The following is an 18,756-nucleotide window of genomic DNA, read 5'->3' as shown; positions in this document are numbered from 1 at the left end:
TGCTAAAATAGTTGGCATTTTTCGCGAGCATGCCGGGAGTCCAGATGTCGGTCCGCACAAGGTTTTCACGCGCGATTGGCGTCTTCTCTCTGCTGCTGGCATGTGCAGCCGGCAATGTTCTTGCGGCCACACCAAGCGTACTGCGGCCCTGGCCGGCGAAACAGGCGGCACCGGCGTTCACGGCGCCCGATACCGGCGGCAAGCAGTGGCGCCTGGATGGCTTGCGCGGCAAGGTCGTGGTCCTTAATTTCTGGGCAAGCTGGTGCAGCCCATGCGTCGAGGAAATCCCGGCCTTGGACGCGATGGCCAGCGATCGTGCCGGGCAGATCGTCGTGCTCGGGGTCAATTACATGGAAGCCAGCTGGACTGTGGAGAACTTCGCGCAAGCCCACCCGGCACGGTTTCCCCTGCTGCTCGACAAAAGCGGCGAGCTGTTCAAGCGATGGACCACCGGCGTGATGCCGACTACCATCCTGATTGGCCGCGACGGCACGCCGCGCTGGCGCATGATCGGTCCGCTGGAAGCCGGCAACCGCGCCTTTGCAGCGGCACTCGACAAACTGCTGGCCGAGCCGGCGCCCATTAACCTGAACGAGAACAAGTACAAATGAATGATTCGACCACCTCCCAAGGCCGCCGAGCGCTGCTGAAATCCGCCGGCGGCGCGCTGCTGTTCGGCGCCCTGCCGCAAACCCTGCTGGCCCAAGCCCAGCAGGCCGAGCGCCACTTCGATCCGCAGCCGGGCGACTGGCGCACCTTCGAAGTCGTCACCCGCGTCGAACTGGCGCACGGTAACGGCCCGTCGACCGTGTGGGTGCCGGTGCCGTCTATCGACACGCCGTGGCAGCGCTCGATCTCCAGCAACTGGTCCGGCAACGCGGCCGCGGCGAAGCTGGGCGCGGATCCGCGCTTTGGCGCGCGCTACCTCGTCGCCGATTTCGACGGCAGCAAGCCGCCGGTGCTGGAAGTGGCCAGCCGCGTGCAGACCCGCAGCCGCGCGCAGGACTGGCGCCAGGCCCCGGCCCAAACCGAATCCGCGCAGGACCTGCAAATGTGGCTGCGCCCGACCGACCTGATGCCGACCGACGGCATCGTGCGCAAGACCTCGCTGCAGATCGTGTCCGGCGCCCGCACCGACGTCGAGAAGGTCCAGCGCATCTACGACTGGATCGTGCTGAACACCTTCCGCGAGCCGAAGGTGCGCGGCTGCGGCACCGGCGATATCAAGACCATGCTCGAAACCGGTAACTTCGGCGGCAAGTGCGGCGACATCAACGGCCTGTTTGTCGGCCTGTGCCGCGCGGCCGGCGTGCCGGCGCGCGACGTCTACGGCATCCGCCTGGCGCCGTCGGCCTTTGGCTACAACCAGCTGGGCGCCAGCAGCGCGTCGCTGCAGGGCGCGCAGCACTGCCGCGCCGAAGTCTACCTGCGCAAGCACGGCTGGGTCGCGATGGATCCGGCCGACGTCGGCAAGGTGATGCGCATGGAGACCGCCACCTGGATCAAGGACGCCGACAATCCGCTGGTGGCGCCGGTCCGCAAGGCGCTGTTCGGCGGCTGGGAAGGCAACTGGATGGGCTATAACTTCGCGCACGACGTGCAGCTGCAAGGCGCGCACGGCGCCAAGGTCGGCTTCCTGATGTACCCGCAGGCGCAGACCAACGGCGAAGCCTACGACTCGCTCGATCCGGCCAGCTTCAAGTACACCATCAGCGCACGGGAAATCAAGGCATGAACCAGCAGCGCGCGGCCCTGCGTCCGGGCCGCGAACAATTCGGCCTGCGCCTGATGGCGGTGGCGGTGGTGTCGACGCTGCTCGCGTCGACCTGCTGCGTGCTGCCGCTGGTGCTGGTGCTGGCCGGCGTCACGGGCGCGTGGATGTCGCACCTGGTGGCGCTCAAGCCGGTCACGCCGGTGTTCGAAGTGCTGGCCGTGGCCGCGATCGGGTGCGCCGGCTACCTGGTGCTGCGCCCCGTGCGCGATTGCGACGCCGACGCCTGCGAAGCCACGCGGCCGTTCACCCGGCGCATCTTCGTCGCCTGCGCCGTGTTCGTCGCGCTGCTGTTAAGCTTTCCCCTGTTTGCACCGCTTTTCTATTGAGCCGCTCATGAAGCCCACATTGCTACTGGCCGCACTGCTGGCCGTCCCCGCGCTGGCGCTGGCCAAGCCGCAGACCGTCTCGCTCAACATCCCCACCATGGATTGCGCCACCTGCCCGATCACCATCAAGGCAGCGCTGAACAAGGTGCCGGGGGTGTCGAAGGTGAAGGTAAGCTACGAGCGGCGCGAAGCCGTGATCGTGTTTGATGACGCCAAGGCGAGTGTCGATGACCTGAAAAAGGCGACGGCCGATGCGGGCTATCCCGGCATGATCAAGACCGCCGCGCGATAAGCCGGCCGCACTCCTCAGAATAGAGAACGTCGTTACCGAAAGCGGGAACGACGTTCTACCTTAGTCGCGCTTCTCGGTAGCGAAGTACAGCAGCGCCGCCGCCGGCAGCGCCATCCCCAACGCCGCCGTCGCGCCCCATCCCCATCGCTCGAAGGTCCACGCCGACAGTGCCGATCCGATCGCGCCACCCGCGAAGAAGGTCGCCATATAGATGCCGTTCACGCGGCTGCGCGAATGCGGATCCAGTCCGAAAATCACTCGCTGGCCCAGCACCAGGTTGCCTGTGACGCCAAAATCCAGCAGGATCGCCGCCGCCACCAGCAGCCCAAGCGCGACCGTCGAGCCGGCCGGCGCCACCAGTGTCATCCCGTAAGCGACGATGGCCGCCGCCATGCAGAAGGTCGACGCCGGCCGGACCAGTCCCCGGTCTGCCACCCGCCCCGCGATCGGCGCCGCGATCGCGCCAGCCACCCCAGCCAGCGCGAACATCCCCACGCCGCGCTGCGTCAGTCCATATGTAGGGCTGGTCAGCAGCAAGGGCGTCACGGTCCAGAACACGCTGAACGAGCCGAACATGCCGGCTTGATAAAGCCCGCGCCGCCGCAGCACGCTGTATTTGGCGACAATGCCGCCCATCGATGCGAGCAGCGCGACGTAGCCGCTGCGCGAATGTGGATGGCGCACCGGCAGCAGCAAGCGCAGCACCACACCCAGCAGCACCATCACCACCGCCGACACCACGTACACCACCTGCCACGACCAGCGGTAAGTGATCATGCTGGCCACCGGACGCGCCAGCATGATCCCGAACATCAGCCCGCTCATGACATTGCCGACCACGCGCCCGCGCAGCGCTTCCGGCGCCATATGCGAAGCGTAAGGCACCAGCACCTGCACAGCGACCGCCGTGAAGCCGATCAGCAGTGCCGCCAGCATGAAGGCGGACGGCTGGCCGACCAGCACCGCGAGCAGCAGCGCGCCGGTCTGCAGCGCGACCAGCGACAGGATCAACTTGCGGTTTTCAAGCAGGTCGCCCAGCGGGACGATGAGCAGCAGTCCGGCGCCGTAGCCGACCTGGGTCAGCGTGACGATCAGCCCCGCGGCCGCGGGCCGCAGGCCGATGCTCCGGCTGATCGGCCCGAGCAGGGGCTGTGCATAGTAGAGATTGGCGACGATCAGGCCGCAGGCGGCGGCGATCAGCACCGTCAGCCAGGCCGGCATCGCGGCCACGCTGGCCGCCGGATCATTGCGGAGCACGTGGCGCTCCTTGTTCTTGTTGAGTCATGCTGCAAGCGAAGTCGGAAAAGGCAGCATGATACCTGCCATCCGCTCCGCCTGCAGAAGCTTACTTGGTGACGGCGATCCTGGTGCGGTGGCCGTTCTTGAAGGTGTACAGGGTCAGCGTGCCGTCGCGGATGTCGCCGCGCTGGTCGAAGGCGATCAGGCCAGTCAGCCCGCTGTGGCGGATCTGCGCCAGCACCGGCAGGTATTTGGCCGGCTCGGCCGAACCGGCCTTCACCATCGCCTCGACGATGGTCATGATCGAGTCGTACACATAGGGCGCGTAGATCTGCACGTCGATGCCGAAACGCTTCTTGTAGTTGGCGTTGAACTTCTCCAGCCCGGCCTTGGCCGAATCCTCGATGCCGCCCGCTTCGGCGCACACTACCTGGCCGTCGCTCATCGCACCTTGAGACAGCGTCGCGATTTCATCGGAGCAGATGCCGTCGCCGCCGATGAAGCGCAGCTTGCCCATGCCGAGCGCCTTCATCTGGTGCAGCATCGGGCCGGCCACGGCGCTCATCCCGCCGAAGAAGATCAGGTCCGGATTGCTTGCGCGCACCTTGGTCAGGATCGCGCCGAATTCGGTCTTCTTGTCGTCGGTGTATTCCTTGGTGACGATGGCGCCGCCGGCTTCCTGCAGGCCCTTGACGAATTCCGCCGCGATGCCCTGGCCGTAGGCGGTACGGTCATCGATCAGCGCGACGCGCTTGGCCTTCATGTCCTTGACGGCGTAGCGGCCAAGGGTGCGGCCCAGCTGCTTGTCGTTGACCACCACGCGGAAGGTGGTGTTGAAGCCCTGCTCGGTGTATTTCGGGCTGGTGGTGGCGGCCGAAATCTCGGGGATGCCAGCGTCGTGGTAGATCTTGGATGCCGGGATCGAGGTGCCCGAGGTCTCGTGGCCGATCACGGCATTGACCTTGGCGTCCACCAGCTTCTGCGCGACCACGGTGGCCAGGCGCGGCTCGCCGGCGTCGTCCTCTGCCAGCAGCACGAATTTCGCCTTCTTTCCGCCGATGGTGATGTTGCGCGAGTTGAGCTCATCGATCGCCATGCGCGCGCCGTTCTCGTTGTCCTTGCCGAAGTACGACAGCGGCCCGCTGACCGCGGCCACGTGGCCGATCTTGACGGTGAGCTGGTCGGCGGCCATGGCGCTGAGCGGCGCCGCGAGGGCGATGGCGGGTATGGCGAAATAACGGCGTACGAACATGAAATCTCCAGACAGCGATGAATACCAGCTCGCCAGTATAGGGGATGCGGCGGCCGTCCCGAAGGACGTAATGGCAATATCGAAAGAAGCGCTTGCTATAAGGCCGGGCTAGCGGATCACGCCCAGCATGGCGCGCTGCCCGTTCCTGAAGGTGTACAGCGTCAGCGTGCCGTCGCGGATATCGCCGCGCTGGTCGAATGCGATCGGCCCGGTCACGCCCTTGTGCACGTTCGAGGCCAGCACCGGGCGGTATTGCGCCGGCGTGCTCGATCCGGCCTTCTCCATTGCCGCCGCCAGCGCCATCACGGAATCGTAGACGTAGGGCGAGTAGATCAGGCTGTCGATGCCGAAGCGCTTGCGGTAGTCGGCGCGCCAGCGAGCCAGCGCCGCGCCGTGCGCCTCGTCGACGCCGCCGGATCCAGCGCACAGCACCTGGCCTTCCGCCATCGCGCCCTGCGCCAGCGTCAGCATCTGGTCGGTGCAGATGCCGTCGCCGCCCATGAAACGCAGCTGGCCCATGCCGAGCGCCTTCATCTGGCGCAGCATCGGCGCGGCCACCGGCGTCATCCCGCCGAAGAAGATCATCTCGGGGCGGAGCGCACGGATGCGGGTGAGGATCGGCCCAAATTCGGCCGCCTTGTCATTGGTCGCCTCGCGCGCGACGATGTTGCCGCCGGATTCCTTGAAGCCTTTGACGAATTCACTGGCCAGGCCCTGTCCATACGCCGTATGGTCATCAATCAGCGCGACCCGCTTCAGGCCCAGCACTTTGCCCGCGTAGCGTCCCAGCGCGCGCCCGAGCTGCTTGTCGTTGCTCACTGTGCGGAAGGTGGTATTGAAGCCCTGCTCCGTGTACTGCGGGCTGGTTGCCGAGGTGGTGATCTGCGGGATGCCGGCATCGAAATAGATCTTCGACGCCGGGATGCTGGTGCCCGAGGTCTCGTGTCCGATCACGGCATTCACCTTCGCGTCCACGAACTTCTGCGCCACCGATGTGGCCATGCGCGGCTCGCTGGCGTCGTCCTCGGCCAGCAGCACGAAGCGCGCCTTGCGTCCGCCGATACTCACGCCGCGCGCATTGAGTTCGTCGATGGCCATGCGCGCGCCGTTCTCGTCGTCCTTGCCGAAATTGGCCAGCGGGCCAGTCAAGGCATCGGCGAGACCGATACGCACTTCCAGCGGCTCCGAAGGCGCAGCCCATGCTGCCGCGTGCACCGCCAGCGCAAGCGCCGACAAGGACAAGATTCGACCAACCGCCATGCTTCCTCCGCGACTGAAAGTGAATGGCCGAGTATAGGTCATGAATACGGCGGCAACAAAGTAAAATGGCGCAGCCCGCGACCCGTGCGTCATGCCCGGTCGTCCTGCGGGACAATCAAGCGTCCAACAACACGGAGAAACCATGCGCGTCGCGACCTTCAACGTCAACGGCATCGGCAGCCGCCTGCCAGCCCTGCTTCAATGGCTCGAGGAGACCAAGCCCGATGTGGCTTGCCTCCAGGAGCTCAAGGCGCCGCAGGAGAAATTCCCGGAACAGGCGATCCGTGACGCCGGCTACGGCGTGATCTGGCACGGCCAGAAAAGCTGGAACGGCGTGGCCATCCTGGCGCGCGGCACCGAGCCGCAGGAGATCCAGCGCGGCCTGCCGGGCGACCCGACGGACGAGCAGAGCCGCTTCATCGAGGCCAGTGTCGACGGCTTGCACGTGTGCTGCCTCTACCTGCCGAACGGGAATCCGGCGCCCGGACCGAAGTTCGATTACAAGCTGTCGTGGTTCGAGCGCCTGATCACGCGTGGCGCGGAGCTGATCGCGAGCGAGCGCAAGGTGATCCTGGCCGGCGACTTCAATGTGATGCCGACCGACCTGGACGTGTACAAGCCGGAACGCTGGGTCAACGACGCGCTGTTCCGGCCGGAGAGCCGGGATGCGTTCCACCGGCTGGTCGCCCAGGGCTGGCTGGATGCGCTGCGCGCCATGCATCCGGGCGAGACGATCTACACATTCTGGGACTACTTCCGCAACGCCTTCGGCCGCGATGCCGGGATTCGCATCGACCACCTGCTGCTCAGCCCCGCCCTGGCGCCGGCGCTGCGCGGGGCGGATGTGGACCGTTTCGTGCGGGCGCGCGAAAAGCCGAGCGACCACGCGCCGACGTGGGTCGAACTCGACCTGTAGCATCAAACCGACCGTCGTTCCCGCCTCCGCGGGAACGACGGTGTATTAGGCGGTATCGTAGAATGGCGATGTTCAAGCAATCAGAGCCCCCACCATGAGCGCGATCCATCTCGGCCCGCAGGACGCCCTGCTCGTCATCGACCTGCAATACGACTTCCTCCCCGGCGGCAGCCTCGCTGTCCCCGCAGGGCACGAAGTCATCGCCCCGATCAACCGCCTGCTGGCCTGGTTCGGCGACGAGCACCGTCCCGTGTTCGCATCGCGCGACTGGCATCCCGGCGATCACTGCTCCTTCAAGGAACAAGGCGGCCCTTGGCCACCGCACTGTGTCGCCGACACCCGCGGCGCAGAATTCGCCAACGAACTGGCCTTGCCGGATGACGCGATCATCATCTCCAAGGCCGATACCGCCGACCAGGACGCCTACTCCGCCTTCAACGGCACCGACCTCGCCCAGCAGCTGCGCGAACGCGGCATCACCCGCGTGACGGTGTGCGGCCTGGCGACCGACTACTGCGTGCTCAACACCGTCACCGACGCCCTCGACGAAGGCTTCGAGACCCTGATCGTGCCCGAAGCGATGCGCGCGGTGGACGTGCATCCCGGCGACGGCACGCGCGCGCTGGACCGCATGGTGGCGCGCGGCGCCGTCGCGGTTCGCATCGGCGACCACGGCATGACCGCGCTGTCGGTGTCCTGAATGATGACCGGCGTACTCGCGGCGGAAGACGCCGCCCTGATCCGCCGCTGCGCGGCCGATTCCGAACGCACCGGCATGCTGGCCGCACCCGTGCAGGAACTGATCCACCAGCGCGGCTGGTTGCGCATGTTCGCCCCTGAATCGATGGGCGGCGCCGAACTCGCGCTGCCACAGGGCGTGCGGCTGGAGGAAGCGCTCAGCGCGGCCGACGGCAGCACCGGATGGACCGTCACGCTATGCGCGGGCGCCGGCTGGTTCACGGGCTTCCTTTCGCCGGAACTGGCGCGCGGCATCGTCGCCACGCCGCGCGTCTGCCTCGGAGGCAGCGGCGCCCCATCCGGCTATGCCGACATCGACGGTGACGGCTACCGCCTCAGCGGACGCTGGAACTTCGCGACCGGCGCACCGATGACCACCCACTTCACGATGAACGCCGTGATCCGCCAGGATGGCGCACCGCTGCTCGACGAGGCCGGCAAGCCGCGCATCCGCGCCTTCGTGGTGCCGGCAGCCCAAGTGAGGATCGAGGAAAACTGGCACGCCATCGGCCTGGTCGCCACCGCTTCGCACACCTTCAGTCTTGACAAGGTACGAGTGGACGCAAGCCATGCTTTCGACCTCGTTCCGGGCGCCGCGAAGGAAGCGGGACCGTTGTACCACTTCCCCTTCATGTCGCTGGCCTTCGTGACGCTGGCCGCCAACATCTCCGGCATGGCCCTGAACTTCATCGGCCAGGCGCGCGAGATCATCGGACGCCGCCACCATCACATCACCCAGCAGCCGCTGGCGGAACTGCCGCAGGTGCAGCAGGCGCTGGCGCGTGGCCCGCGGGAACTGGACGAGGCGCGCACACGCTTCTACCAACTGCTCGACGCCGCCTGGGACCAGAGCTGCCGCGGCGAACACCCCGGCGCGGCCGCCGACCACGAACTGCAGCGCGCATCGCTGGACATGGTGGATACGGCGCGGCGCGCGGTAGACGAACTGTATCCGCTGTGCGGCCTGGCCGCAGCCGACCGCAGGTGTGACAGCGACATCGCCCGCGCCTGGCGCGACCTGCACACCGCCACCCAGCACGCCCTGATGCTGCCGTTTTCCGCCTGATCCGCCAATCCCATGCTCACCATCGAACAGACTTTCGGCTTCCTCGCCGCCGCCATGCTGATCACGGTTTCGCCCGGCCCGGACAATATGATGGTGCTGGGCACCGGCATCTCCAAGGGACGGCTGCGCGGCATGGCGTTCGGCCTGGGCTGCGCGCTCGGCTGCCTGTCGCACACCCTGCTGGCGACCATCGGCGTGTCGGCCCTGATCGCCGCGTCGCCGCTCGCCTTCACGGCTTTGAAAGTGGCCGGCGGCCTGTACCTCGTCTGGCTGGGATTGCAGGCACTGCGCAGCCGCGGCGGAGCGCGAACCGCCAGCGCTGGCGGCAGCGAGGACAGCCTGTCCTCCTTGTTCGCCAAGGGCCTGCTGGCCAACGCCATCAACCCCAAGGTGGTGCTGTTCTTCCTGTCCTTCCTGCCGCAGTTCGTGGTGCCCGCGCACGGTCACGCCAACCTGCAGACGGCGGCGCTGGGACTCATCTTCACCGCGCAGGCGGCCGTGCTGTTTGGTCTTCTGGGATTTTTCTCCGGCGCGGTCGGCCAGTGGCTGGCCAGGCGGCCGAGCGCCGGGATGTGGCTCGACCGCGTGGCCGGCGGAATCTTCGTCGCACTCGGCCTAAAGCTGATTGTCAGCCGATAGGGCCTGGTTTGCGGCCGGAGCGGCGCCGTCCGCCTTTTCCGCTTCGTGAGTGGCCAACGCGCGGATCGCCTTGTTGCGGCCGGCAGCCTTGGCCACATACAGCGCCCGGTCCGCGCGGCGCAGCAGCGCCGTGATGGTTTCGTTCGGCTCCAGGCAGGCGATGCCGATGCTGACGGTGTAGGCCAGCTCCTCGTCCGAGCCCGGGATCCGCATCGAACGGTCGAGCGCCTCACGCAGGCGTTCGGCCACGACGATGGAAGTGGCGATATTTGAATCCGGCAGCAGCACCGCGAACTCCTCGCCACCCAGCCGCGCGCAATAGTCCACCTGGCGTACAAGCTGCTCCGTGCGGCGCACGATATCGACCAGCACATGGTCGCCCACCGCATGGCCCAGCTTGTCGTTGATCCGCTTGAAGTGGTCGACGTCGAACAGCAGCACCGACAGGTCGGAGCCGGCGCGCAGCGTACGCGCCCGCTCACGTTCGGCCAGCTCGAAGAAGGCGCGGCGCGACCAGGCGCCGGTGAGGTAATCATGGTCGGCGGCGTAGCTGGTCTTGGCGATGATCCCGGCGTTCGCCATCATCACCGCGCCGAGCGTCAGCGACGGCATCGTAATTGTCCCGAGCGAGAAGAAGATCACGTTCCACGTCGTCACATCGAAGAAGACCGGGATGTCGGCGGCCTGTGCCAGCGACACCAGGCCCCGCACGCCGTGCCCGAAGGCCAGGTAGAACGCGGTGATGGCGGTAAATCGATAGGGGTAGCGCTGCGGCGCATCCGGCAAGGCGCCGCGCACCGACAGGCCGAGGGCCAGGCACACGCCGCCGTGGTACAGCGACATGTCGACCACGCGCAGGTGGAAGGAATCGACGCCGTAGTGGAACACCATCAGCGTGGCCAGCGCCAGCCCGATGCAGCTCAGTAGCGCAGGTCCCGAAATCGCCTGCCCGAGGTGGCGTCGGAAACCGACCAGCATCATCGTGATGGCCGTCATGTAGACAGTGTTGGCCAGCTCGATCGACAACAGGTCCGGAATGAAGCCGCGCGCAGCAAACAGGGGCAGCGCGACCACCGCCATCCAGTTCGCCTGCGACCACGCGCGGATGCCCTCGGCACCGATGCGCGACAAGGAGGACAAAACCAGCAGCATCACGGCCGAAAATGCAGCCGTCACCAACATCAGACTCAGGTTAAGCATGGATGAACGAAGAGCGGATGGACGCCGTGCGAGGAAGGGCCAGCCGGCAAGGCACGAACGCGTAATGAACCCATCGTACAGAACATGTTGCGCTGATGCAATACACGATGCATGAAAACCACGAAGCCGTGGACTGGCGCCAGCGCTGCCGGCGCGGCAAGCGGGGCGCTGCTGTCTCTTATACAATCGTGCGATATCAACAAGCGACTGGAGCCCCTCATGTCCGGCTATAGCATCAACATCGAAGAGAAAACGCTCGAAGGCAACAATTTCCGCGAGGTGCTGTACACCACGAAACGCAGCCAGCTGGTCATCATGACCTTGCAGCCGGGCGAGGAAATCGGCATGGAGCACCATGAGGGACACGACCAGTTCATCCGCGTCGAGGCGGGCCAGGGCGTGGCGATCCTCGACGGCGAAGAGCACACGCTTGAAGATGGCGTAGCGGTCGTCATCCCGGCCGGCACCGAACACAACGTGATCAACACCTCGGCCGACCGGCCGATGCGCCTGTACACCCTGTACACGCCACCCGAGCATCCGGACGGCATCATCCACAAGACCAAGGCCGAAGCCGACGAATACGAGCGCCAGCACGGGCACTGATCGCGCCGCCACAGCATGTGAGTGCAGTCCTACACAACCAGTCTACGTTTTCTGATTGGAGCGCTGGCGGGCAGGCCTAACATCGTCTTCCTGTTTCACCGAAAGGAGACGATGATGGCTGAGAACAAGGGCAAAGGCACCAAGGGCCGCGAGTTCGACGAGTTGAGCGGCATTGGCACCAGCCAGGCCGGCACCACCGGCACGACTGGCAACCTGAACAGCGGCAAGCACGACGGCAGCGTCGGCATGCCGCCGCTGTCGGACTCGGGCAACCGCCAGAATGCCGACCTGGGCGAGCATGGCGACCTGCCGGCACTGGGCAATCGCGGACGCGGGAACGCCAGCCGCCAGGGCAGCGGGTCCGGCTCGCAGCAAGCGGGCAAGGCCAGCGAAAGCGAGGACAAGCCTTCCCGCTGAGGCGGTATTCTTCACTACAATGGGAGGATGGACCATCCACCTCCCCTTCCCGCGCCCGGGCCGCTGTTGCTGCGCGCCCTGTTCAAGCGCGCGCGGGCCACGACCACAGTCGACGGGCCCGCAAGCACCACCTATCTTGCATCCCCCACCAACCAGAAAAGCTTGGCAAGCTACCGCCAGCTGATCGGCTTTGATGCGGACGCGTTGCCGCTGACCTTCCACTACCTGCTTGCACAACGCGCCCAGTTGGCGTCGATGCTGGGCGCAGGCTTCCCGTTCCGCATTCCCGGCATGATCCACGTGGCCAACGAGCTCATCGCGCACGACGCACTCGATCCGGCGCGGCCGATGCTGCTCCATACCAGTGCAAGCATCGCGCCACCGCAGGCCAATGGCGCGATCCACGTCCTGTTCCGCACAACGGGACAGCAAGATGGACGCGACATCTTCAGCTGCGCCAGCGACTACCTGGCGGTACGCGGCCGGCGCGGAGCAAGGTCCGCGCCTCCGCCAGTCTCCCACACCGCCCCAATCGCAAGCTGGAAGCTGGACAGCGCAGCGGGCCGCCGCTATGCAGCAGTGTCGGGCGACTGGAACCCGATCCATTTGTCGCACTGGACGGCGAAGCTGATGGGCATGCGCACGCCGATCATCCACGGCATGCACACGGTTGGTGCATGCTGCGCGGCGCTGGAACACGCAGCCGGCCGGCGCGTGGCCGCGATCTCGTCCCGGTTCACGGCGCCCATCGCCCTGCCCGGCCAGGTGACGCTGTCCGCCGATCTTGAGGCAGGCGAGTACACTGCTAGCAGCGGCGGGCGCGACGCGGTCATCGGCAGCTTCAGGCTGGCCTAGGCGCCAGCGGTGCGCGGCCATGCTGCGCGGCTGCGGTAAAGTGCACGCCTGCTGAATCGACAGGACAGATGACTGAACTCGAACAAAAGCGCGCAAGGCCGGTTCGCTACCGTATCGAACGCCTGCTCGACACGCTGCTGTTGAAAGGCAGGGTCGCGGCGTGGAGCTACCGGCGCGGCCTGCACGGCCGGCTGGCTGTCACCCGCCACGACATCGCCCTTGCTCCCGAAAAGCGGCTACCCAGGCCGCTCGTGATCGCGTTCGCATCGGATCTGCACGCCGGACCGACCACCCATGCCGCACTGTTCGACGAACTGGCGCGCCTGATCGAAAAGGAGCAGCCGGACGTGGTCCTGCTGGGCGGCGACTACGTGTCGCTGGGCGGTCAACATGTCGCCGGGCTGGCCCGCCTGTTCCACATTGCGGCGAAGGCGCCGCTGGGCAGCTACGCCGTGATCGGCAACCACGACATCTGGCACGGCCGCGGCGGCATCGAGGCCCAGTTGCGCCGCGCCGGCGTGCAGGTGCTGGTGAACCGCAACCAGCGCCTGCCGGCGCCGTTCGACAACGTCAGCATCTGCGGCATCGACGATCCCTGGACCGGCCAACCGTCCCCACGCGACACCTTCGAGGGCGCGGCCGGGGTGAGGATCTACCTCATGCATTCTCCCGATGGCATGTGGCACCTGACCGACGAGCGCTTCGACGTCGGCCTGGCAGGCCACACGCACGGCGGCCAGATCGCCTTCGCCGGCGGCACACCGCTGGTGCGCCCGCGCGGGCCGCTGTCGCGCCATCACTGCCGCGGCAGGTTCGATTTCGCACACGGTCCGCTGCTCGTCAGCCGCGGTGTCGGCTGCAGCGCGCTGCCGCTGCGGATCAACGCCGATCCCGAACTCATCATCTGCACTTTGAGCTGAGTCAGCAGTGCGCACGATTGCGTGGCAAAAGCCGGTGCGTAAAGCGGCTTCGGCATAGTATTGATCCCAAGCCCTGCCATTTTGGAGCGCACCAATGCAAGCACCGCCAATCAAACCCGACCAGCCTTCCAGCGCCACCGAACAGATGCCGTTCCGGCGCCTGCTGTACCGATTCCTGTTCTTCGACTGGCTGTTCGCCGACGTCCACGCCGCGCGCAACCGCATCGAACGCCACGCCGCCCGCCAGCACAACCGGCGCATGAGCCGCTACCTGCCGGTCTACCTGCGCCGCTGGTCCTTCCTCACGGCCTTCGACTTCGGCCTCGGCTTCCTGTTCGAGCGAGGCCTGCAGGCGCAGGTGCTGTCCGCATGGTTCTTCACCTGGTCCTGCGTCAGCCTGACCGGGGTGATCATCATCACCGTCGCCTGGGCCTTCCTGGTCCACGGCCGGCTGTCCTGACCGGCCCCGGAAAGCCGATATAATCGTCCCCGTTTAAATCCGCTTTCCGGACCACGATGAAAAAACTCCTGCCCCTGCTGTCGATCCTGCTCGTTTCCGGCACCGCCATTGCCGACGACGCCGCACTCCAGAAGTGCCGTGCGCTCGGCGAGGCTTCCGCGCGCCTGCGCTGCTACGATGCGATTCCGCTTACCGCCGGCAACCCGGTCGCCAGCGCCGCGCCGGCAGCGGCGCCCGTTGCCGCGAACGCTGCGCCGACCGCCGCCACGACCGCCGAACAGAACTTCGGCATCGAGCAGGTGAAAAAGAAGACGGAAGATGAGCCGAAGTCGATCGAGAGCACCATCGTCGGCACGTTCGACGGATGGGGTCCGAACTCGCGCATCAAACTGGCCAATGGCCAGGTATGGCGCATCGTCGACGGCAGCGACGCCGTCCTCACGCCGATGCAGAATCCGAAAGCGCGTATCGAGCGCAATGTGTTCGGCACGATGTTCCTGCACGTCGAGGGCACCAACAACTCGGCCAAGGTGCGCCGCGTCCAGTAACACCGTTCAGGCGGCTGGCGCGATCCGTGCCAGCACGCCTTCGCGGTCCAGAATGTAGCGATCGAGATCGCTCGCCAGGAACAGGCGGCCGCCGTACTCCACACGCGCTTCCGCCTCGACCTCGGCAATCGACTGGTGATAGCGTGGACTGAAATGGGTCAGCACCAGGTTCGGGACCTGGGCTTCCTGGGCGAAGTACGCCACCATTTTTGCGGAACTGTGCTGCGGTTCCGGTCCGATCTTCAGCAGCACTTCCTCGGTGTAGGTAGCCTCGTGCACCAGCACGTCCGCGCCTTGCGCCACTTGGGCCAGCAGCTGCGGGGTATCGTTGTCGCCGCCGACGATGATCTTGCGCGGCTTGCGCGACGCCAGAAGGTAGTCCTCCGCACGCAACACGCGCCCGTCTGGCAGGTTCGCGCCTTCCCCACGCTGGAGCTGCCCCCACACCGGGCCGGCAGGCACGCCATCACGCGCAAGCCGGGCCGCATCCAGCTTGCGCTCGACCGACTTTTCCTCGAATGTATAGGCGTATGAAGGCACGCGGTGCGACAGCGCCACCGCGCCAACGACGACGTCCGGCAGCCAGTCGATGTGCGCGCCATCCTCCACTTCGACGAAATCCAGATCGTAGGGCAGGCCCAGGGCCGTTGTCGCCATCACGCATTCCACATAGGCGCGCACTTCCGGCGGTCCGGCGATCAGCAGCGGCGCGCTGCGGTTAAGCAGGCCCGCGCTGGCCAGCAGGCCGGGAAGCCCGTAGCAATGGTCGCCGTGGATGTGGGTAATGAAGATGCCGCGCAGGCCGTGCAGCGAAAAGCTGGTATGCAGGATGCGGTGCTGGGTACCTTCGCCGCAGTCGACCAGATACCAGTGGCTCGACTCCGGCGGGCGCAGCGCGAGGCCGGCGACGTTACGCGCTTTGGTGGGTGTGCCGGATGAGGTGCCGAGGAACTGGATCTCCATGATGCGAACCATTATCCGCCATGTGCGCGGCCATGTCGCGCACCGGTTTGCTCAGAACAGCGTCTGCTGTGGACTGGTCAGGCGCGCGAAGCTGTCGCCGATGAAGGGCAGGATCGCGTCCGCCACCGGTTCCAGCTGGCGCGTCAGGTAATGTTCGTAGTCGATCGGGGAGCGCAGGGTCTCCATCGGTTCGGGGCCATTGACGGTGACGAGGTAGCGGATCCAGCCGCCGTTGCGGTACTGCGCCGGCCGGCCCTGGCCGAGATGGTGCTCGTCCGCCATGCGCGCCGCGCGCACGTGCGGCGGCACATTGCGCTGGTAGTCTTCCAGCGGGCGGCGCAGGCGCTTGCGGTACACCAGCAGCTCGTCGAACTCGCCGCGCAGCGTGCGCGCCACGTAATCGCGCACATAATCCTCGTGCGGCTCGCCCTTGAAGATCCTCATGTACAGCCCCTGCTGGAACTGCTGCGCCAGCGGCGTCCAGTCGGTGCGCACCGTCTCCAATCCTTTGTAGACCACGTCCACGCCGCCGTCGCCGGTGGTGACCAGGCCCGCGTAGCGCTTCTTGCTGCCTTCATCCGAACCACGCACGGTCGGCATCAGGAAGCGCGTGAAGTGGCGCTCGAACTGCAGCTCAAGCGCGCAGTCCAGTCCCATCTCCTCGTGCAGGTGCGTGCGCCACCACGCATTCACCGTGGCGACCAGCGCGCGCCCGATGCGCGCGGCATCTTCTTCCGCATGCGCACGGCCCAGCCACACAAAAGTCGAATCGGTGTCTCCGTAGATGACCTGGTAGCCCTGCTCCTCGATCAGCTCGCGCGTGCGGTGCATGATCTGGTGGCCGCGCATCGTGATCGACGAAGCCAGCCGCGGGTCGAAGAAGCGGCAGCCGCTCGATCCCAGCACGCCGTAGAAGGAGTTCATGATGATCTTGAGCGCCTGCGACAGGTGCTGGTTGCGCTCGCGCTTGGCCGCGTCGCGCCCCTCCCACACGCGCCGCACGATATCGGGCAGGCAGTGTCTGGTGCGCGAAAAGCGCGCCCCGAGGAAGCCCGGCACGGTTTCCGCCTCATCTTCCCGCAGCCCTGCGACCAGTCCCACCGGGTCGATCAGGAAGGTGCGGATAATCGACGGGTAAAGGCTTTTGTAGTCGAGGACCAGCACCGAGTCGTACAGGCCGGAGCGCGAATCCATGACAAAGCCGCCCGGACTGTCGCCGCCCACCACGTCGCCGATGTTGGGCGCCACATAACCCTGGCGGTGCATCACCGGCATGTACAGGTGCTCGAACGCCGCCACCGAGCCGCCGCTGCGATCCGCCGCCAACCCGGTCACGCTGGCGCGCTCCAGCAGGAAGTCGAGCAAGCCGGTTTTGGCGAAGATACGCGTGACCAGTTCGCAGTCCTTGAGGTTGTAGCGCGCCAGCGCCGGCTTGTCCTCGGCGAACATGCGGTCGATCGCGTCCATGCGGTCGTAGGGATTGTCGATGTCCTTGCCTTCGCCGAGCAGGGTCTGCGCCACGCTCTCCAGGCTGAACGAGGGGAAGCTCCAGGTCGCCGAGCGCAGCGCCTCGATGCCATCGATGACCAGCCGGCCCGCGATCGAGATGAAGTAGTGCTCCTGCTTCATGCCGTGCTCGCGCCATTCGATCGCGCTGCCGTCACGGCCCAGGCGCAGCGGCCGTTGGAAGCGTTCGGCATGCTGCTGCAGCACGCGCATATCGAACTGCACCAGGTTCCAGCCGATGATCGCGTCGGGGTCGTGGCGCGCGATCCACTCTTCCAGCCGGTCCAGCAGCGCAGCGCGGCTGTCACAGTAGTCGAGCGCGAAATCGCATGCGGATGGGTCGCCGTTCGGCGGCCCGAGCATGTAGACCTGGCGCTGGCCGCAGCCTTCCAGCGCAATCGAATACAGCTCGCCGGACATGGTGGTCTCGATATCCAGCGACACGGTGCGTAGCTTGGGACGGTAGCCGTTCGCCGGACGCAGCAGGCCTTCGGCAAGCAGGCGCTGGTCGCTCTCCACGCTGCCGGCGAACTGCACCGGGGCGGTAATGAAGCGCTCCATCAGGTAGCGCTCCGGCGGGCGGATGTCGGCCTCGTAAATGTCGATGCCATGCTGGCGCAGGCGCTTTTCCAGTTTGAGCAGGTGGCGGTAGCGGCTGCAGTACAGCCCGAGCACCGGGCGGTGGCTGAAATCGGTCAGCGCCAGCGGCCGCAGCTCCCAGCCGCGTTCGCGTTCGAGCACCAGCCTGACGCTATCGCCAAGTTCGGCCGGGACGAAGGCCACGCAAGGCTGCGCGGCCAGGCGCACGCGGCGCGCACCGTCGTCGGTCGCGAGCCAGAAATCGACCTCGACGCCGGCATCGGTATCGCGCCAATGCCGGGTCAGCAGAAAGCCTTGTTGTCCTGCGGGTTCGTCCATGGCGCCAGTTTAAGGCAGCGGCGGCCGGCTGTGCACCGGATCAGCCAAGATCGGCCAGCTCCGTTTCGGTGAAGCCCGCGCGGCGGCGCGCCTCGATGTTGAACGGGCCCTTGAGCACCGGCGCCTTGTGAAAAGTCGCCAGCTCGGCGTAGGTCGCGCGCGGATCGACGCCGCGCTGCGCGCACAGGTAGCCATACCAGCGGTTGCCGATCTCGACGTGGCCAACCTCTTCGCGCAGGATGATGTCGAGGATCCCGGCAGCAGCCATGTCGCCGGCCTGCGCCAGCTTGGCGCGCACGCCCGGTGTCGCATCCAGCCCGCGCGCTTCCAGCGTGCGCGGCACCAGCGCCATCCGCGCCAGCACGTCGCCGCGCGTTTTCTCGGCCATCTCCCACAGGCTGTCGTGCGCCGGGAAGTCGCCGTAGCGGCTGCCGAGCGAGCGCAGGTGCGCCTCCAGCATCGAGAAATGCTCGGCCTCTTCCTTCGCCACGCGCAGCCAGTCGGTGTAGTAGTCGGGCGGCATGCCGGCGAACCGCCAGATCGCATCCAGCGCCAGGTTCATCGCGTTGAACTCGATATGGGCCAGCGCGTGGATCAGCATCGCGCGGCCTTCGACCGTCACCATCGAGCGGCGGCCGACCAGGCGCGGCGGGACCAGCTCCGGCTGCGGCGGACGGCCCGGAATCGTGGCCGACGTCTTCAGCTCGAGCGCGCAGTCGAGCGTCGTATCGCCGGACAGCGACGCGGCAGCCAGCGCCAGGACGCCGGCGGCCTTGGCCTCTGGCGCGGTCTCGACAAGCCATTCCAATGCACACGTCCGCAGCTCACACGCTCGCGACATCGTCATTCCCATCCGCAGAA

21 protein-coding genes are annotated in these 18,756 nt (G+C 66.5%); 14 read left to right on the top strand and 7 right to left on the bottom strand.

Translation table 11 applies throughout. The features are described 5' to 3' along the window. Positions 1–44 precede the first annotated feature (44 nt). From NX778_RS04445 to merP, 4 genes are read left to right on the top strand one after another with little or no spacing between them, the layout of a single operon-like run. Positions 45–611 carry a peroxiredoxin family protein gene (locus tag NX778_RS04445; RefSeq protein WP_258810460.1) on the top strand — a complete coding sequence of 189 codons (567 nt, stop codon included), beginning with the start codon at positions 45–47 and terminating at the stop codon, positions 609–611. After that, on the top strand, positions 608–1,735 hold the full coding sequence (locus tag NX778_RS04440; protein ID WP_258810459.1) for a transglutaminase-like domain-containing protein: 1,128 nt from the start codon (positions 608–610) through the stop codon (positions 1,733–1,735). Before NX778_RS04445 ends, NX778_RS04440 begins: the two co-directional genes overlap by 4 nt. Beyond that, entirely contained in the window at positions 1,732–2,100 is a 369-nt protein-coding gene (locus NX778_RS04435) for a mercuric transporter MerT family protein (protein WP_258810458.1), read from the top strand. Before NX778_RS04440 ends, NX778_RS04435 begins: the two co-directional genes overlap by 4 nt. Positions 2,101–2,107: 7 nt before the next feature. Next, complete coding sequence (gene merP / locus NX778_RS04430; protein WP_258810457.1) at positions 2,108–2,392, top strand: mercury resistance system periplasmic binding protein MerP; 285 nt, start codon at positions 2,108–2,110, stop codon at positions 2,390–2,392. A gap of 60 nt (positions 2,393–2,452) precedes the next feature. On the opposite strand, the gene NX778_RS04425 is transcribed toward merP, so the two are convergent. The 3 genes from NX778_RS04425 to NX778_RS04415 form a co-directional block, all read right to left on the bottom strand. Beyond that, the gene (locus NX778_RS04425; protein ID WP_370661308.1) at positions 2,453–3,649 is read right to left on the bottom strand and encodes an MFS transporter; all 1,197 of its coding nucleotides are present in this window, start codon (positions 3,647–3,649) and stop codon (positions 2,453–2,455) included. A gap of 88 nt (positions 3,650–3,737) precedes the next feature. Beyond that, positions 3,738–4,883 carry a branched-chain amino acid ABC transporter substrate-binding protein gene (locus NX778_RS04420; protein WP_370661307.1) on the bottom strand — a complete coding sequence of 382 codons (1,146 nt, stop codon included), beginning with the start codon at positions 4,881–4,883 and terminating at the stop codon, positions 3,738–3,740. 108 nt (positions 4,884–4,991) lie between these two features. Continuing rightward, entirely contained in the window at positions 4,992–6,143 is a 1,152-nt protein-coding gene (locus NX778_RS04415; RefSeq protein ID WP_258810456.1) for a branched-chain amino acid ABC transporter substrate-binding protein, read from the bottom strand. 142 nt (positions 6,144–6,285) lie between these two features. On the opposite strand from NX778_RS04415, the gene xth reads away from it, so the two are divergent. The 4 genes from xth to NX778_RS04395 all read left to right on the top strand — a co-directional run bounded on the left by xth (position 6,286) and on the right by NX778_RS04395 (position 9,502). Continuing rightward, positions 6,286–7,059: an exodeoxyribonuclease III gene (gene xth / locus NX778_RS04410; RefSeq protein WP_258810455.1), complete on the top strand. Its 774-nt coding sequence runs from the start codon at positions 6,286–6,288 to the stop codon at positions 7,057–7,059. 94 nt (positions 7,060–7,153) lie between these two features. After that, complete coding sequence (locus tag NX778_RS04405) at positions 7,154–7,759, top strand: nicotinamidase (RefSeq protein ID WP_258810454.1); 606 nt, start codon at positions 7,154–7,156, stop codon at positions 7,757–7,759. Then, positions 7,760–8,863, top strand: coding sequence for an acyl-CoA dehydrogenase family protein (locus NX778_RS04400; RefSeq protein WP_258810453.1), 1,104 nt, complete (start codon positions 7,760–7,762; stop codon positions 8,861–8,863). It abuts the gene before it with no gap. A 12-nt stretch (positions 8,864–8,875) separates the two neighbouring features. Then, positions 8,876–9,502 carry a LysE family translocator gene (locus NX778_RS04395; RefSeq protein ID WP_258810452.1) on the top strand — a complete coding sequence of 209 codons (627 nt, stop codon included), beginning with the start codon at positions 8,876–8,878 and terminating at the stop codon, positions 9,500–9,502. On the opposite strand, the gene NX778_RS04390 is transcribed toward NX778_RS04395, so the two are convergent. Further along, positions 9,479–10,702: a GGDEF domain-containing protein gene (locus NX778_RS04390; protein ID WP_258810451.1), complete on the bottom strand. Its 1,224-nt coding sequence runs from the start codon at positions 10,700–10,702 to the stop codon at positions 9,479–9,481. The two genes, NX778_RS04395 and NX778_RS04390, sit on opposite strands and share 24 nt — an antisense overlap. Before the next feature lie 219 nt (positions 10,703–10,921). Between NX778_RS04390 and NX778_RS04385 the strand changes: the two genes are divergently transcribed. The 6 genes from NX778_RS04385 (at position 10,922) to NX778_RS04360 (ending at position 14,508) form a co-directional block, all read left to right on the top strand. Further along, on the top strand, positions 10,922–11,308 hold the full coding sequence (locus tag NX778_RS04385; protein ID WP_258810450.1) for a cupin domain-containing protein: 387 nt from the start codon (positions 10,922–10,924) through the stop codon (positions 11,306–11,308). 114 nt (positions 11,309–11,422) lie between these two features. After that, the gene (locus NX778_RS04380) at positions 11,423–11,725 is read left to right on the top strand and encodes a hypothetical protein (RefSeq protein WP_258810449.1); all 303 of its coding nucleotides are present in this window, start codon (positions 11,423–11,425) and stop codon (positions 11,723–11,725) included. Positions 11,726–11,752: 27 nt separating this feature from the next. Then, the gene (locus tag NX778_RS04375; RefSeq protein ID WP_258810448.1) at positions 11,753–12,580 is read left to right on the top strand and encodes a MaoC/PaaZ C-terminal domain-containing protein; all 828 of its coding nucleotides are present in this window, start codon (positions 11,753–11,755) and stop codon (positions 12,578–12,580) included. Positions 12,581–12,648: 68 nt separating this feature from the next. Beyond that, positions 12,649–13,500, top strand: coding sequence for a metallophosphoesterase (locus tag NX778_RS04370; protein ID WP_258810447.1), 852 nt, complete (start codon positions 12,649–12,651; stop codon positions 13,498–13,500). Between the two features lie 94 nt (positions 13,501–13,594). After that, positions 13,595–13,960, top strand: a complete 366-nt coding sequence (locus NX778_RS04365; RefSeq protein ID WP_258810446.1) for a hypothetical protein — start codon at positions 13,595–13,597, stop codon at positions 13,958–13,960. Positions 13,961–14,016: 56 nt separating this feature from the next. Next, positions 14,017–14,508, top strand: coding sequence for a hypothetical protein (locus NX778_RS04360; protein ID WP_258810445.1), 492 nt, complete (start codon positions 14,017–14,019; stop codon positions 14,506–14,508). Positions 14,509–14,514: 6 nt separating this feature from the next. On the opposite strand, the gene NX778_RS04355 is transcribed toward NX778_RS04360, so the two are convergent. The 3 genes from NX778_RS04355 to NX778_RS04345 are packed head-to-tail and all read right to left on the bottom strand — an operon-like array spanning position 14,515 to position 18,736. Beyond that, positions 14,515–15,471 carry an MBL fold metallo-hydrolase gene (locus tag NX778_RS04355; protein ID WP_258810444.1) on the bottom strand — a complete coding sequence of 319 codons (957 nt, stop codon included), beginning with the start codon at positions 15,469–15,471 and terminating at the stop codon, positions 14,515–14,517. 51 nt (positions 15,472–15,522) lie between these two features. Then, positions 15,523–17,895 (bottom strand): DNA polymerase II, encoded by a 2,373-nt coding sequence (locus NX778_RS04350; protein ID WP_258810443.1) that lies wholly within the window; start codon positions 17,893–17,895, stop codon positions 15,523–15,525. Positions 17,896–17,935: 40 nt separating this feature from the next. Then, positions 17,936–18,736 carry a ferritin-like domain-containing protein gene (locus tag NX778_RS04345; protein WP_258811042.1) on the bottom strand — a complete coding sequence of 267 codons (801 nt, stop codon included), beginning with the start codon at positions 18,734–18,736 and terminating at the stop codon, positions 17,936–17,938. Between the last annotated feature and the right edge of the window lie 20 nt (positions 18,737–18,756).

This window comes from Massilia terrae (assembly GCF_024753145.1).
GTDB lineage: Bacteria > Pseudomonadota > Gammaproteobacteria > Burkholderiales > Burkholderiaceae_D > Telluria > Telluria terrae.
This window is presented reverse-complemented; position numbering and strand designations above follow the sequence as displayed.

What these genes read in the sequence shown, in the direction of transcription:
- NX778_RS04445 (WP_258810460.1), top strand. Translation starts at nt 45, where the DNA reads ATGTCGGTCCGCACAAGGTTTTCACGCGCGATTGGCGTCTTCTCTCTG.
- NX778_RS04440 (WP_258810459.1), top strand. Translation starts at nt 608, where the DNA reads ATGAATGATTCGACCACCTCCCAAGGCCGCCGAGCGCTGCTGAAATCC.
- NX778_RS04435 (WP_258810458.1), top strand. Translation starts at nt 1,732, where the DNA reads ATGAACCAGCAGCGCGCGGCCCTGCGTCCGGGCCGCGAACAATTCGGC.
- merP (WP_258810457.1), top strand. Translation starts at nt 2,108, where the DNA reads ATGAAGCCCACATTGCTACTGGCCGCACTGCTGGCCGTCCCCGCGCTG.
- NX778_RS04420 (WP_370661307.1), bottom strand. Translation starts at nt 4,883, where the DNA reads ATGTTCGTACGCCGTTATTTCGCCATACCCGCCATCGCCCTCGCGGCG.
- NX778_RS04415 (WP_258810456.1), bottom strand. Translation starts at nt 6,143, where the DNA reads ATGGCGGTTGGTCGAATCTTGTCCTTGTCGGCGCTTGCGCTGGCGGTG.
- xth (WP_258810455.1), top strand. Translation starts at nt 6,286, where the DNA reads ATGCGCGTCGCGACCTTCAACGTCAACGGCATCGGCAGCCGCCTGCCA.
- NX778_RS04405 (WP_258810454.1), top strand. Translation starts at nt 7,154, where the DNA reads ATGAGCGCGATCCATCTCGGCCCGCAGGACGCCCTGCTCGTCATCGAC.
- NX778_RS04400 (WP_258810453.1), top strand. Translation starts at nt 7,760, where the DNA reads ATGATGACCGGCGTACTCGCGGCGGAAGACGCCGCCCTGATCCGCCGC.
- NX778_RS04395 (WP_258810452.1), top strand. Translation starts at nt 8,876, where the DNA reads ATGCTCACCATCGAACAGACTTTCGGCTTCCTCGCCGCCGCCATGCTG.
- NX778_RS04390 (WP_258810451.1), bottom strand. Translation starts at nt 10,702, where the DNA reads ATGCTTAACCTGAGTCTGATGTTGGTGACGGCTGCATTTTCGGCCGTG.
- NX778_RS04385 (WP_258810450.1), top strand. Translation starts at nt 10,922, where the DNA reads ATGTCCGGCTATAGCATCAACATCGAAGAGAAAACGCTCGAAGGCAAC.
- NX778_RS04380 (WP_258810449.1), top strand. Translation starts at nt 11,423, where the DNA reads ATGGCTGAGAACAAGGGCAAAGGCACCAAGGGCCGCGAGTTCGACGAG.
- NX778_RS04375 (WP_258810448.1), top strand. Translation starts at nt 11,753, where the DNA reads ATGGACCATCCACCTCCCCTTCCCGCGCCCGGGCCGCTGTTGCTGCGC.
- NX778_RS04370 (WP_258810447.1), top strand. Translation starts at nt 12,649, where the DNA reads ATGACTGAACTCGAACAAAAGCGCGCAAGGCCGGTTCGCTACCGTATC.
- NX778_RS04365 (WP_258810446.1), top strand. Translation starts at nt 13,595, where the DNA reads ATGCAAGCACCGCCAATCAAACCCGACCAGCCTTCCAGCGCCACCGAA.
- NX778_RS04360 (WP_258810445.1), top strand. Translation starts at nt 14,017, where the DNA reads ATGAAAAAACTCCTGCCCCTGCTGTCGATCCTGCTCGTTTCCGGCACC.
- NX778_RS04355 (WP_258810444.1), bottom strand. Translation starts at nt 15,471, where the DNA reads ATGGAGATCCAGTTCCTCGGCACCTCATCCGGCACACCCACCAAAGCG.
- NX778_RS04350 (WP_258810443.1), bottom strand. Translation starts at nt 17,895, where the DNA reads ATGGACGAACCCGCAGGACAACAAGGCTTTCTGCTGACCCGGCATTGG.
- NX778_RS04345 (WP_258811042.1), bottom strand. Translation starts at nt 18,736, where the DNA reads ATGTCGCGAGCGTGTGAGCTGCGGACGTGTGCATTGGAATGGCTTGTC.